This is a genomic window from Chromohalobacter beijerinckii (assembly GCF_023061185.1).
GTDB classification, from domain to species: domain Bacteria; phylum Pseudomonadota; class Gammaproteobacteria; order Pseudomonadales; family Halomonadaceae; genus Chromohalobacter; species Chromohalobacter beijerinckii.
The window spans coordinates 188,320-201,957 of sequence record NZ_JAKGAK010000004.1; the positions used below are offsets into that span (position 1 = coordinate 188,320).

Here is a 13,638-nt window from a genome sequence, read left to right on the forward strand (position 1 = left end):
CCGTAGGGTCCGTTTTTTCATATCGGGTCATGAGTCGAGAGGCGAGGTCTCTTCTGCGGCCATGATATGCAGATGGACGTCGGGGAGATGACGCAGGTGCTCGTCGAGCCAATGCATCAAGGGGGCGTGCAATTGCTGACGTAACTTGGCGATAGTATCCGCCTCATGCATGGCCAACTGGTCATCGAGCCAATCGGCGAGGGCGGTGTCGTCCAATGCCAAGTCGTGGCTCGTGTCCCATAACAAACGGCCCACGCGAGCCCACCCCGCCGGCTGTCGAACGACCGGAAGCGTCAAACTCAAGATGCCGCTGCGGCGATGCATGCTCGACATGGCGGGAGCGCGCAATCCTTCTAGGGGATGAATGCGATTCTGAGTGACGATATGCGGCGCCAGCGAGTGGCGTGCAAGACAGCTCAGACCCTCGTTATCGAAGCGAAGCATATCACCGTTGCGCGGGATCCAAGGCACCTCGATACCCAGCGATTCCGCCAGGACACGATGCGCTTGTTGGTGCTGGAATTCGCCATGTACGGGCAGCAAGCGTCGGGGAGCGAGCCAGCCATAAAGGCGTTGCAATTCGTCCTGTGCAGGATGTCCCGAGGCATGTAGCTCGGGGTGATTGCGTTCATCGTAAAGGGTGACGTGGGCGCGCTTGAGTCCGGCCTGTAACCGCTCGATCAGCAATTCGTTACCCGGGATCGCCTTGGCCGAGAAAATCACGCTATCGCCGGGCTGAAGTTCGAAATCGGTGTGCTGTCCCTGGGCCAGGCGCGATAGGGCCGAGCGTGGTTCTCCCTGACTGCCGGTGGCAATGACCAGCACCTCTTCGGGCGGTAAATAACCAAGGTCGCGAACGGGGACCAGGGTGGGGAAGTCCTCGAGATAGCCAAGCCCCCGGGCGACATTCACCATGCGCTCCATCGAGCGCCCCATGAGGCTGACGCGTCGTCCGCATGCCTTGGCGGCACGGCCTAGTGCCAGGACGCGCGCCAGGTTGCTGGCGAAGCAGCTGACGATCACGCGGCCGGGGCAAGCGCCGATCGTCGTTTCAAGCGCGCGCGCGACGTCGCCTTCGCTGCGGGAGTGTCCGGAGACGGGGGCATTCGTGGAATCGCCGACGACGAGATCGATAGGCGCCAGTGCCTGGAAACGCTGCGGGCATACGGGATCACCTATCAAAGGCTCGGGATCGAGCTTCCAGTCGCCGGTGTGCAGGATACGGTGATCGGGTGTCGCCAAGAGCAGGGCACAGCTTTCGGGAATCGAGTGCGGCAGCGGCAAAAAGCGTATATCAAAAGGACCGCTTTGCATGGCCTCGTCGGGCGTGATGACGTGAATCGCATCAGTGGGCAGTTGCTGCTCGGCGAAGCGCAGGCGCAGCAAACCGGCGGCCAGTGGCGTCGCATGGATAGGGCATTGCCAACGGGGCCACAGCCAGGCAATCGCGCCGATGTGGTCTTCATGTCCGTGCGTGACGAGGATTGCCTGAGGGACGATACCCTGAGAAGGCAAGAGGTCGACATTGGGTACTTGCAAGGGCGCCTGTGGGAGGTCCTGGCGAATCATCATGCCGCAGTCGACCACGATCCAGTGGTCAAGATGCCCGTAAAGGGTGAAATTCATGCCGATTTCACCGCAGCCGCCGAGGGGCAGTATCTGAAGGGGAGGCTTGCGGCGGGCGCGTATCTGGATGCGTGGTTGGGACATCGTTATCCCTTAACGTGAAGATGTCCATCACTATACGGGATGCCCCGGCGCGGCCACAATCGAGGCTTCTTGTCATGATCGAATTCGCTACAATAGGCGCCCTTTGGTGAAACGTGCCTCCCTCAAGAGAGTGCCGTTCACCACCTCATTTCAGGATTGATGGTAGCGCGCATGTCCCATTCGTATCGTCTTATCGTCTCGTGCCCCGACCGCGTGGGCATCGTTTCTCGCGTATCCAGTTATATTGCCGGTCACGGAGGCTGGATTACGGAGGCCAATCAGCATTCGGACTTGGCCACCGGGCGCTTTTTCATGCGCTACGAAATCAAGGCTGAGTCTTTGCCGCTGAGTATCGATGCGATGCGCGACGACTTTACCGCCATTGCTGATGAGTTCTCGATGGATTGGAAACTGAGCGATACCGCAAAGCCCAAGCGCGTCGTTCTGATGGCCTCGCGTGCTTCGCATTGCTTGGTCGATCTGTTGTACCGCTGGACCGCGGGTGAGCTAGATTGCGAGATCCCCTGCGTGATCTCCAATCATGAAGCGCTGCGCGCGCTGGTCGAATGGCATGGTATTCCGTTTCATCATGTGCCGGTCGATGCAGACGACAAAGCGGCGGCATTCGCTCGGGTCGAGGCGCTGGTCGAAGAGGCTCGGGCGGACACGGTGGTGCTGGCACGCTACATGCAGATTCTGCCGCCCAACCTGTGCCAGCGATACGCCGGGCGGATCATCAATATCCACCACAGTTTCTTGCCCTCGTTCGCTGGGGCGAAGCCTTATCATCAGGCCTACGCGCGGGGCGTCAAGCTCATCGGTGCGACGTGTCACTATGTCACCGAAGAGCTCGACGCGGGGCCCATCATCGAGCAGGACATACAGCGCGTGACGCACTGCCATACCGCCGAGGACTTGGTGCGTCTGGGACGTGACGTCGAAAAAGCCGTGCTGGCACGGGGGCTACGTTGGCATCTGCAGGACCGGGTCCTGATCCATGGCAACAAGACGGTCGTCTTTGCTTGAGCGCGAGGCTCAGTCAAAGAGTGTCATCTGGCGTCGCTGCTCCTCGGGCGTCAGGCGCACGCCGACTCCGAGCAGACGCACGGGGCGTTCGCCGCGCGTCCAGGCGCCGTCCAGCAAGGCTTGAAAACGCGCCGCTAACGCCTCGCGACCCGTGGTTTCCAGAGTCGTGCTGCTGAAATCATCGAAGCGGACCTTGACGAACAGCTTGTGAATGGCCGGCGTGCCATGCCGTTTCAGTCGCGCCACCAGGCGTTCGATCAAGGTCGTGAGAGCGTCGTGACACGTCGCCAGATCGGGCAGATCGCGATGATAAGTCGTCTCCACGCTGACGGACTTGCGCTCTCGCTCGATCTGTACCGGGCGCTCGTCGATGCCACGCGCTAGCTCGAATAGCCGACGCCCAAATTTGCCGAAGCGCTCGACCAGAGATTCGAGCGGCCATTCGCGCAGGTCGCGGCAGGTGACGATCTCTAGTGCCTCGAGCTTGGCTGCCGTCGCTGGGCCCACGCCGTGCAGCTGCTTGACGGGCAAGGCGAGGAGAAAAGGCTCGACTTCATCCGGAGCTATCACACATAGCCCATCGGGTTTGTCCCAGTCGCTGGCAAGCTTGGCGAGGAACTTGCTGGGCGCTGCGCCCACCGAGATGATGATACCCGTCCGCGCCAGTGCTTCTTGTTTGAGCCATTCGGCCATCCAGGTCGCGCTTCCCTGGAAGCGTGTGACCTCACTGACATCCAGGTAGGCCTCGTCGAGGGACAAGGGTTCCACCAGTGATGTCAGCTCATGGAACAGTGCCTGGATGCGCGCCGAGACAGCTCGGTATTTTTCGAAGTCCGGGGAGAGTCGCGTCAGGTGCGGGCACAGGCGCATGGCACGCGCCATGGGCATCGCCGAGTGGATGCCGAAGGCGCGCGCTGGGTAATTGCAGGTGGCGACAACGCCGCGTGTCTCGGGGCTGCCGCCGATCGCTAGGGGAATATCGCGTAACGCTGGATCGTCGCGCATTTCCACGGCGGCATAAAAACAGTCGCAATCGGCGTGAAGGATCTTGCGCATGATGAACGGCGTGTCGACTCAGTGCAGGCCGTTACCGCCACCACCACGAATCACGCCGACGCCGAGGCCTTCGATCTCGAGATCCTGGTGGCGTAGGTCGACCTCGATGGGTGCGAAATCTTCGTTTTCGGCGAGCAGCCAGACATGATGGCCTTGACGCTTGAAGCGCTTGACGGTGACATCGTCTTCTAGGCGGGCAACGACAATCTGGCCGTCGCGGATCTGCTGGGTGCGATGCACGGCGAGCAGGTCGCCATCGAGAATGCCGGCGTTTTTCATCGAAAGCCCGCGGACACGTAGCAGATAATCGGCGCGAGGTGTGAAGTAGTCCGGTGCGAGAGGGCAGTGCCGGTCGATATGCGCTGCGGCGAGGATCGGGCTACCGGCGGCGACCTCACCGATGACTGGCAGGCCGTCGCCGTTGGTCAAGGCGGTGTCGTCTTCTGCGGTGAGGCGGATGCCGCGCGACGTGCCGGGGATCATGCGGATGACCCCTTTGCGATCGAGCGCGCGGAGATGTTCCTCGGCGGCGTTCGGCGAGCGAAAGCCTAGGGCCCGGGCGATTTCGGCGCGCGTTGGCGGGTAACCAAGCTCATTCATGGTCTTGACGATAAAATCAAAGACGTGTTGCTGGCGCGAAGTTAGCGAGCGGGACATGGGGCCTCCGACGGGCACTGACGTGTTCAAGCATACAGTATGTGATTGTATCCAGTCTTTGGCGCGGTGCAACCATTCGCGCCGTCATTCGCCCAGTGGTATGGCGTTTCAAACGTGGAGATTTGTCGTTATCGACGTCAAGGCTTAGAATCGAATTGTTTTAAACATTCGTTTATTCCACGCGGGGCGCCCCATGGCTCAGACAGATACAGTGACGCGCATTCTCGATACCGCCGAGGTCCTGTTTGCCGAGCGGGGGTTCGCCGAGACCTCGCTACGTACCATCACCAGCAAAGCCAAGGTCAATCTGGCGGCGGTCAATTACCATTTTGGGTCCAAGAAGGCGCTCATCCAGGCGGTCTTCGCGCGCTATCTCGACCCCTTCTCCGAGCGCTTCCACCAAGCCCTGGATGAGCTCGAGGCACAATATCGGGGCGAGGCCATTCCCCTGGAGGTGCTGTTGGAGACACTGGCGCGCACGGTGTTGGAAGTCCCCGCCGAGCGTAATAGCCTCAAGGTGTTCATGCGTTTGTTGGGGCTGGCCTATACCCAAGCTCAAGGCCACTTGCGCCGTTACATTCAGGAGCACTATGGCAATGTGTTCTCACGCTTCAGCGACCTGGTGCGTCGTGCCACGCCGGAACTGCCCGAGGCGGAACGCTTCTGGCGGTTACACTTCATGCTGGGCACAGTGATCTTTACGTTGTCGGGTCTTGATGCCTTGCGCGATATCGCCGACAAGGATTATCACGAGCATGTCAGCGTGCGCGATTTGATTCGGCGGCTGCGCCCGGTAGTCGTGGCCGGCATGCAGGCGCCATTGCCAGATGATGCTCTCAAGGTGGCGGGATGATGCGAACGCCGCAACTTGCCCATCTGCCCCCCGAGCGGGGCGTTTGGCTAGAGATCGATCTCGGAGCGCAGTCGCTGACGATCCGCGAAGGTAGCGCGTGCCGCGAGACGTTTGCGATTTCCTCGGGCGCCCACGGTATTGGGCAGCACGAGGGTAGTGGGCAGACGCCTGTGGGTTGGCATTACGTGCGCGCGATTATCGGTAGTGGGCTGCCTCCCGGCAGTGTCTTTCGCGGGCGGCGCCCCACCGGCGAGGTGTTTTCACCCGAGCTGGCCCGCACTCACCCCGAGCGGGATTGGATATTGACGCGTATCCTATGGTTGTGTGGCTTGGAACGGGGTGTCAATCGTGGGGGAGATGTGGATAGTCAGCGGCGCTATATATACCTGCATGGCACGCCCGCTGACCAGCCGATGGGAACGCCGGCCTCGCACGGTTGTATTCGGCTGCGCGATGAGGCGTTGCTGGCCGTGTTCGAGGCCACACCGGCCGGAACACCGGTTTGGCTGCATGACTGAGAGGGTGCTTACAACAGGGCTGCGCTCGACGTAGTGCTGCTCACCGCCTAGAATCCTTCCTCCATTTGCCAGGAGCGCGACGATGACCCAACCTCTCGGCCCAGTCATGCTGGATATCGAAGGTACCCAACTCAGCGACGACGAACGTCATCTTTTGGCTCGCTCCGAGATCGGTGGGGTAATCCTGTTCAAGCGCAATACGCATGATGCCGAGCAAGTGCGCGCCTTGACTCGCGCGATTCGCGACGTGCGCCCTGACGTGCTACTGGCGATCGACCAGGAAGGCGGACGTGTCCAGCGCCTGCAGGACGGCGTGACGCGGCTGCCGTCCATGGCGACATTGGCAGCAGGGTATGCCGAGACCCCTGACGCGACTCGCACCCTGGTCCACGAAGCCGGCTGGTTGTTGGGAATGGAAATGGCGGCCTGCGGTTTCGACATTACCTTTGCCCCGGTGCTCGACGTCGATGATCAGCACTCGCCGGCCATCGGTGATCGCAGTTTTTCCGCCGACCCCGAGGTCGTCACGGTGCTTGGTGAGGCCTTCATCGATGGGTTGCACGAGGCCGGCATGATCGCCGTGGGCAAGCACTTCCCAGGGCACGGCGGCGTCAGCCTCGACTCGCATCATGCCTTGCCCGAGGACACGCGCTCACTCTCGGCGTTGCGCGAGCATGATTTGGTGCCCTTCAAGACGCTCTCCGGCAAGTTGGATGCCGTGATGCCGGCGCACGTGGTGTATACCGCGTTCGATTCGCGCCCGGCAGGCTTTTCCCCTTCCTGGCTTGGCATGTTGCGCGAGGAACTGGCGTTCAAGGGCGTGGTGTTTTCCGATGATCTGAGCATGGCCGGTGCGCACGTGGCTGGGTCGCCCTCGGCGCGTGCCGACGCCGCCTGGGCGGCAGGATGTGACATGGTACTAGTATGTAATGATCGCCCGGCGGCGCTCGAGATTCTCGACGCGGCGGCGGGGCATTCTTCCAAGCGTCTGGGCAAGTTGCGTTACGGTCGGGCCCGTCCCGAGCTTGAAACGCTGCCGGCGCTGGCGCGTTGGCGTCGTGCCCATGCGCGACTTGAGGCGCTCTCGGAAACGCCCACACACTGACCTTGCCACTGGCTATCGACGTCGCTACCTGTACTAGCTAGAAGGAAGGATCCTCGTGTTTGATTTTTTCTCTCCCGTGATGGATTGGGTTCAAACCACCTTGGGCATGCCGCTGTGGGTGGCGGCGATTGGCTTAGTCATTGCCCTGACGCTGATCGTCGATCTGGTGAGCTGGGTTGTCATCTGGCGTGTGGGGCCGTTGCTGGAGAAAACCAGCAACCGCTGGGCGGACATCCTGATCAAGGCATTGCGGCGACCGCTGCGTCTCTGGATCTGGCTGATGGGGGTCACTCTCTGCCTAACCGTCGTTCGTTATCATTGGGATATCGAGTGGGCGGAAGGGCATCTGGCTCAGGCACGCGCCGTCATTACATTGCTCTTGCTGGCCTGGGCCGGGCTCAGGGCCGTGAAGCTTCTTGAAAAACGCTTGGTGTTTCCGCCGGGCGGGCATCGTGCCAAGTCCATGGATGCCGATACGGCATCGGCCGTCTCCAAGATACTGGGGGCGGTGGTCGTCGTTATCATCGGGTTGTTGATTCTTTCGAGCTTGGGTGTCTCGCCCTCGGGAGTGGCCGCCTTCGGTGGGGCCGGCGGGCTGATAATCGGCTTCGCTGCCAAAGATATGCTGGCCAATTTCTTGGGTGGATTAATGATTCACCTGGACAAGCCATTTCGCGTCGGCGACTGGATCAAATCTCCAGATCGTGATATCGAAGGGGTCGTGGAAGATATCGGCTGGCGCTTGACGCGCATTCGCACCTTCGCGTCGCGCCCGATTTATATCCCCAACTCCGCCTTCAGTAGCCTGGTGCTCGAGAACCCCTCGAGGATGTGGAACCGACGCCTTTTCGAAACCATTCGGTTACGTTATACCGATATCGAGCGTGTGTCGGACATCGTCAAGGCGACCCGCTCGATGCTCGATGCGCATGATGACGTGGATACCGATGAGCAAATTCTGGTGTACTTTCAGAGCTATGGCGAACATGCGCTGGAGCTGATCGTGTATGCGTTTGCCAAGACTACTGACTGGGCTGAATTCCAATCGATGAAGCAGGACATCCTGCTGCGTGTCTACGATATCGTGCGCGAGCATGAGGCGCGCCTGGCGTTGCCGGCCTCCGAGTTGCATATTGCCGGTCCGGTGGAGATCACCGGCGAGAACGCTCAGGGCGATGCCGACAATGACAGTGATGCAGGCAGCGACAACACCGGTAACGATGCCCGGAATGAGGCATCCGACGATACACACTCGCGGGCGGCGTCCGACCGCGAGGCTCCCTATACGTCGTCTCGCCAGCGTTCGCGCAATGCCGGAAGAGGCGAAGTGAATGATGCTTCCCACGATCAGGAATCCGATGCCTAACCAATCTACTTCCGTGTGCCAGGAATCACTGGCGACCATGCGCGATGTCATGGCGCATGCCGAATGCCTCATTTCGCAGCAGGAAGTCGAGCGCGCGCTCGACCGTATGGCCGACGAGATCACTCATGATCTGGGCGACACGCTGCCGGTTTTCTACTGCGTAATGAACGGGGGACTGATCACCACAGGGCATCTGCTGACGCGGCTCGGTTTTCCGCTGGAAGTGGACTATCTACATGCGACACGCTATCGCGGCGGTATGCGTGGGGGCGAGCTATTCTGGCGCGTCTCGCCTGAGATTCCCATGGCCGGTCGTCATGTGGTGATCGTCGACGACATTCTCGATGAAGGCACGACGCTGGCGGCGATTCTGGACTATTGTCGTCAGGCGGGTGCGGCGAGTATTTCGACAGCGGTACTGGTCGACAAGCGTCACGACCGCAAGGCGGTACCGGGGCTCCAGGCGGATTATTGCAGCCTTGAGGTCGTCGACCGCTATGTGTTCGGTTTCGGTATGGACTACAAGGGCTACTGGCGCAATGCGCCGGGGATTTTCGCTCCGCGCGGTATGTGAGCGTGTGCTCTGCCACAATGAAGCCGCACGCATGAGCTAGCTCGCATCGTCTTTTCGCAGTAGAAGGTGAGGGGTAGTGATGACGGAATCCGAGGTGATCTTCGAGGAGCGGCCCACACGTGACGGCGGGTGCCTCGGCATCGCCACGCTGAATGCGCCCGGCAGTCTCAATGCCTTGTCACTGGCGATGATTACCTCGCTGCATGCCAAGCTCGACGCTTGGGCCGATGACATGTCGGTGCATGCGGTGTGGCTGCAAGGCGCGGGCGACAAGGCATTTTGTGCGGGCGGCGATGTGGTCGCCCTGTATCGCGCCATGACGACGTCTCCCGGGGACGAGGGAGAAGCCGCTCAGGCTTACTTCGGGGCCGAGTATCGTCTCGATCATTTCCTGCATCATTACCCTAAGCCCCTTATTGTCTGGGGCGACGGCGTCGCCATGGGGGGCGGTCTGGGGCTATTGGTCGCCGCCGATCACCGTATCGTGACCGACACCAGTCGCCTGGCCATGCCGGAAATCAGCATCGGCCTATACCCCGATGTTGGCGCCAGCTGGTTTTTCCAGCGTATGCCTCGCGGCGTGGGGCTTTATCTGGGAGTGACCGGCGCCCAGCTCAATGCGCGCGATGCCCTGGAGCTGGGGCTGGCGGATCGCGTCATCGCCAGTGAGGCGCGGCAAGACGTGCTGAAGGCGCTGGAGGATGCCGATTATCGCCACCCACAGCAGGCGGTCAGGGAGGTCTTGAGTGGTTTCGAGAACCGCGCGTTGGCACCGGAGGCCGAGGTCATGCCGCGTCTGGATCATCTGCAGGTCTTGAGCGATGCGGCGGATATCACGCAGGTCGTACGTCGTATCCTCGATGACCCCCGTGAGGACGCCTGGCTGGCCGCCAATCGTGCGCGTCTGGCGGCGGGGTGTCCTGCCACGGCACACTTGGTGTGGCGCATGCTGTGTCGGCACCGGGATGGCAGCTTGGCGGAGACGTTTCGCGATGAGTTGATGCTCTCGGTGCAATGTTGTCGGCATACGGAATTGGCTGAGGGCATTCGCGCGTTGCTGATCGACAAGGACCGAGCGCCGCAATGGGCGTATACGGATGTCGCCAACGTACCAGCGAACTACATCGATGGCTTTTTCATGCCGCTTTGGGATGCTGAGACGCATCCGCTGGCCGATCTTTGAGCTGTTCGAGCTGGTGAGTCGAGCATCAACGCGGGCTGAAGCGCCGCGTCAGGTTGGTCTCGGCGATCATGCGCGTGGAGATCTCCTCGATGGAGAAGCGTGTGGTGTCGATATAGGGGATATGGTAGCGGCGAAACAGTGCCTCGGCCTGCTGCAATTCCTGCATGCATTGATCCATTGAACAGTACCGACTATTGGGGCGACGCTCGCTGCGAATCGCCGCGAGCCGGCGTGGGTCGATGGTCAAGGCGAATAGCTTGTGGCGATAAGGCGCCAACGCCTTAGGCATGCTCAATGTGCCGTCTTCATCCAAATCATCCTCGGTCAGGGGGTAGTTGGCGGCTTGAATGCCGAATTGCAGGGCCAGATAAAGCGAGGTGGGTGTCTTGCCGCAACGTGAGACGCCGACCAGGATGACATCGGCCTGATCATATTGGTGCGTGCGTGCGCCATCGTCATTGTCGAGCGCGAAGTGCACGGCATCGATGCGATGCATATAAATGTCGTCGCGGCCAATGGCATGGGTGCGTCCCACCGTATACGTGGAATGAGTCGCAAGCTCTTCCTCGAGCGGGGCCAGGAACGTCGAAAAGATGTCTATCTTGAAGCCCGGCGCATCGGCAATGATGGTGCGAATCGCTTGATCGACGATGGTGTCGATCACGATGGGGCGGGCGCCGTCACGCTCGGCGGTCTGGGCGATGATGGCCGCCAGGGTGTGGGCCTTTTCCAGCGTATCGATATAAGGTTTGACTACTAGGTTGAGCTCGACGTCCTCGAATTGGGCGAGCAGGCTGCGGCCCAGTGTTTCTGCGGTGATGCCGGTTCCATCGGAGATGAAGTAAGCGGTGCGGGGCATGGCAAATGTCCGATCGTGGCGAAAATGATACGTCTATTCTCTGGCTCCTTTCTGACAAGCGCAAATAGGCGTTCGTCGCGCTCGGCACGGCGACTACAAGAATTCTCGAAAATACCGCGTTGTTGTAAAAATACTCCAACCCCTTCGCTATTAGACCAATGGTGAATAGCCAGCCCCCTTGGTAGGGTACGAGCATCCGCCGCGCCCCGCGCGGCAATGGCTGTGACGACGTCGTCATCGCGACCGTCCTGACTCGAGGGGGTTCTCTTGGAAGAGTATATCGTTTGGTTCGATCAGCTTGGCATGGATGATGTTGAGCGGGTGGGCGGCAAGAACGCGTCACTCGGAGAAATGATCTCCAACTTGGCGGATGCCGGTGTCACCGTTCCCGGCGGTTTTGCCACTACTGCCTTGGCGTATCGCGAATTTCTAGCGCACGAGGGGCTCAACGAGCGCATCAACGACGCGTTGGCGCGTCTGGATGTCGACGATGTCACGGCCCTGGCCGAGACGGGGGCGCAGATTCGGCAGTGGGTCATCGATACGCCACTGCCACCGGCCTTCGAGCGGGTCTTGGCCGAGGCGTATGGCCAATTGCAGGACAAGCACCCGCATCTCAAGGCGGCGGTACGCTCTTCCGCGACGGCGGAGGATCTACCCGACGCGTCGTTTGCGGGGCAGCAGGAAACCTTCCTCAATATCGAGGGCTTCGACAACGTCAAACGCGCCGTTCACGAGGTCTTCGCGTCACTATTCAACGACCGTGCCATTGCCTACCGTGTGCACCGCGGTTATCCGCATGAGAACGTGGCGCTTTCCGCTGGCGTGCAGAAAATGGTGCGCTCCGAAACGGCGGCCAGCGGCGTGATGTTCACGCTCGACACCGAATCCGGTTATCGCGATGCCGTGTTCGTGACGGGCTCTTGGGGGCTGGGCGAGACGGTCGTGCAGGGGGCGGTCAATCCCGATGAGTTCTATGTCCACAAGCCGACTCTGGCGGCAGGGCGTCCGGCCGTGCTACGTCGGACACTGGGCTCCAAGCTGATCAAGATGGTCTACGGCGAAGAAAGCGCCGCTGGTCGTTCGGTGCAGACCGTGGATGTGCCGCACGCTGACCGTCAACGTTTTTGTCTAGGCGATGACGAGGTCATGGCGTTGGCCCGGCAAGCGGTGACCATTGAGGCGCACTATGGACGCCCGATGGACATCGAATGGGCGCGCGATGGCGACGATGGCAAGCTGTATATCGTTCAGGCACGTCCCGAAACCGTGGTTTCCAATGTGGAAGGTGGCAAGCTCGAGCGTTTTCAGCTCAAGGAAAAAAGCCGTGTACTGGTGGATGGCCGCGCCATCGGCCAGCGTATCGGCCAAGGCGCGGTCAAGATCGTGGCCAGTCCCGAGCAGATGGATAAGGTGCACGACGGCGATGTATTAGTAACCGACATGACCGATCCCGACTGGGAGCCGATCATGAAGCGCGCCTCCGCGATCGTCACCAATCGTGGCGGACGTACGTGCCATGCGGCCATTATTGCGCGCGAGCTGGGCATTCCCGCCGTGGTGGGTTGTGGCGACGCAACCCAGGCGCTTGCCGATGGCCGCGAGGTGACCGTCTCTTGCGCCGAGGGTGACACCGGTCATGTCTACGACGGGCTGCTCGATTACGATTGTAAGACGACGACGGTCGACAACATGCCGGCGCTGCCTTTCCATATCATGATGAACGTTGGCAATCCTGACCGTGCCTTTGGCTTTTCAAGCTTGCCCAATGCGGGGGTTGGATTGGCGCGTCTGGAATTCATCATCAACCGCATGATCGGCGTGCATCCCAAGGCATTGATCGATTACGCGACGCTGCCCGCCGACCTGCAGCAGACCATCGACCTGCGTACCGCTGGGTATGACGATCCGGTGAGCTTCTATGTCGATCGGTTAGTGGAGGGCATTTCCACGCTGGCGGCGGCGTTCTATCCCAAGCGCGTCATCGTGCGGCTGTCCGATTTCAAATCCAACGAATACGAGAACCTCATCGGCGGCAAGCTTTACGAGCCTGGCGAAGAGAATCCGATGCTCGGGTTCCGTGGCGCTTCGCGTTATATCTCGGAGACGTTCCGCCCATGCTTCGAGCTGGAGTGCCGCGCTCTGAAACGCGTCCGGGACGCCATGGGATTCGATAACGTCGAGATCATGGTGCCTTTCGTGAGAACGCCCGACGAAGGACGTGAGGTCGTGTCGCTGATGGCCGCCAATGGGCTCAAGCGCGGCGAGGCGGCGTCTCCCGAGGGCAAGGGCCTGAAGGTCATCATGATGTGCGAATTGCCGGCCAATGCGCTCTTGGCTGATGAGTTCTTGGAGCATTTCGATGGCTTCTCCATCGGCTCCAATGATCTGACTCAGTTGACGCTAGGGCTGGATCGCGACTCGGGCATCGTGGCGCATCTCTTCGATGAGCGTAACCCGGCGGTCAAGAAGTTGTTGGCCATGGCCATCCAGGCGTGCCGGGCACAGGGCAAGTATGTCGGCATCTGTGGTCAGGGGCCGTCGGATCACCCCGAGCTTGCTAAATGGTTGATGGAGCAGGGCATCGACTCGGTGTCATTGAACCCCGATGCGGTGCTCGAAACCTGGTTCATGCTGGCCGGGGAAAAAGTCGGCTGACGCGTTCCTTCATCGGCGCGATACATCTCCATGCGGTATCAGGCGTGCCCAATGATGGGCACGCCTTTTTCGT

General features: G+C 60.7%; 12 protein-coding genes. 8 read left to right on the forward strand and 4 right to left on the reverse strand.

Annotation, left to right across the window (positions count from 1 at the left end; translation table 11 throughout):
- Positions 1 to 27: 27 nt before the first annotated feature.
- Positions 28 to 1,710 (reverse strand): ribonuclease J, encoded by a 1,683-nt coding sequence (locus tag L1075_RS05900; RefSeq protein ID WP_246894478.1) that lies wholly within the window; start codon positions 1,708 to 1,710, stop codon positions 28 to 30.
- A 171-nt stretch (positions 1,711 to 1,881) separates the two neighbouring features.
- Between L1075_RS05900 and purU the strand changes: the two genes are divergently transcribed.
- Complete coding sequence (gene purU / locus L1075_RS05905; protein ID WP_040242102.1) at positions 1,882 to 2,736, forward strand: formyltetrahydrofolate deformylase; 855 nt, start codon at positions 1,882 to 1,884, stop codon at positions 2,734 to 2,736.
- A 9-nt stretch (positions 2,737 to 2,745) separates the two neighbouring features.
- Here purU and dinB read toward each other — a convergent pair whose 3' ends face one another.
- On the reverse strand, positions 2,746 to 3,792 hold the full coding sequence (gene dinB / locus L1075_RS05910; RefSeq protein ID WP_040241549.1) for a DNA polymerase IV: 1,047 nt from the start codon (positions 3,790 to 3,792) through the stop codon (positions 2,746 to 2,748).
- Positions 3,793 to 3,810: 18 nt separating this feature from the next.
- Positions 3,811 to 4,449: a transcriptional repressor LexA gene (gene lexA, locus L1075_RS05915; protein ID WP_075370257.1), complete on the reverse strand. Its 639-nt coding sequence runs from the start codon at positions 4,447 to 4,449 to the stop codon at positions 3,811 to 3,813.
- Between the two features lie 193 nt (positions 4,450 to 4,642).
- Between lexA and L1075_RS05920 the strand changes: the two genes are divergently transcribed.
- From L1075_RS05920 to L1075_RS05945, 6 genes are all read left to right on the forward strand, one after another.
- Positions 4,643 to 5,302 carry a TetR/AcrR family transcriptional regulator gene (locus L1075_RS05920; protein ID WP_040241547.1) on the forward strand — a complete coding sequence of 220 codons (660 nt, stop codon included), beginning with the start codon at positions 4,643 to 4,645 and terminating at the stop codon, positions 5,300 to 5,302.
- Positions 5,302 to 5,820 (forward strand): L,D-transpeptidase, encoded by a 519-nt coding sequence (locus tag L1075_RS05925; RefSeq protein ID WP_246940689.1) that lies wholly within the window; start codon positions 5,302 to 5,304, stop codon positions 5,818 to 5,820. The genes L1075_RS05920 and L1075_RS05925 overlap by 1 nt, the downstream gene beginning before the upstream one ends.
- An 82-nt stretch (positions 5,821 to 5,902) precedes the next feature.
- Positions 5,903 to 6,925 (forward strand): beta-N-acetylhexosaminidase, encoded by a 1,023-nt coding sequence (nagZ, locus tag L1075_RS05930; RefSeq protein ID WP_246940692.1) that lies wholly within the window; start codon positions 5,903 to 5,905, stop codon positions 6,923 to 6,925.
- Positions 6,926 to 6,980: 55 nt separating this feature from the next.
- Positions 6,981 to 8,291, forward strand: coding sequence for a mechanosensitive ion channel family protein (locus L1075_RS05935; RefSeq protein WP_246940696.1), 1,311 nt, complete (start codon positions 6,981 to 6,983; stop codon positions 8,289 to 8,291).
- Positions 8,284 to 8,865: a hypoxanthine-guanine phosphoribosyltransferase gene (locus L1075_RS05940; RefSeq protein ID WP_246940699.1), complete on the forward strand. Its 582-nt coding sequence runs from the start codon at positions 8,284 to 8,286 to the stop codon at positions 8,863 to 8,865. The genes L1075_RS05935 and L1075_RS05940 overlap by 8 nt, the downstream gene beginning before the upstream one ends.
- A gap of 79 nt (positions 8,866 to 8,944) precedes the next feature.
- Positions 8,945 to 10,048 carry an enoyl-CoA hydratase/isomerase family protein gene (locus L1075_RS05945; protein ID WP_246940702.1) on the forward strand — a complete coding sequence of 368 codons (1,104 nt, stop codon included), beginning with the start codon at positions 8,945 to 8,947 and terminating at the stop codon, positions 10,046 to 10,048.
- A gap of 25 nt (positions 10,049 to 10,073) precedes the next feature.
- Here the strand turns inward: L1075_RS05945 and ppsR are convergent, their stop codons facing one another.
- Entirely contained in the window at positions 10,074 to 10,907 is an 834-nt protein-coding gene (gene ppsR, locus L1075_RS05950; protein WP_040241540.1) for a posphoenolpyruvate synthetase regulatory kinase/phosphorylase PpsR, read from the reverse strand.
- 267 nt (positions 10,908 to 11,174) lie between these two features.
- Here ppsR and ppsA point away from each other — a divergent pair, with 267 nt between their 5' ends.
- Entirely contained in the window at positions 11,175 to 13,565 is a 2,391-nt protein-coding gene (gene ppsA / locus L1075_RS05955; RefSeq protein ID WP_246940704.1) for a phosphoenolpyruvate synthase, read from the forward strand.
- Positions 13,566 to 13,638 lie beyond the last annotated feature (73 nt).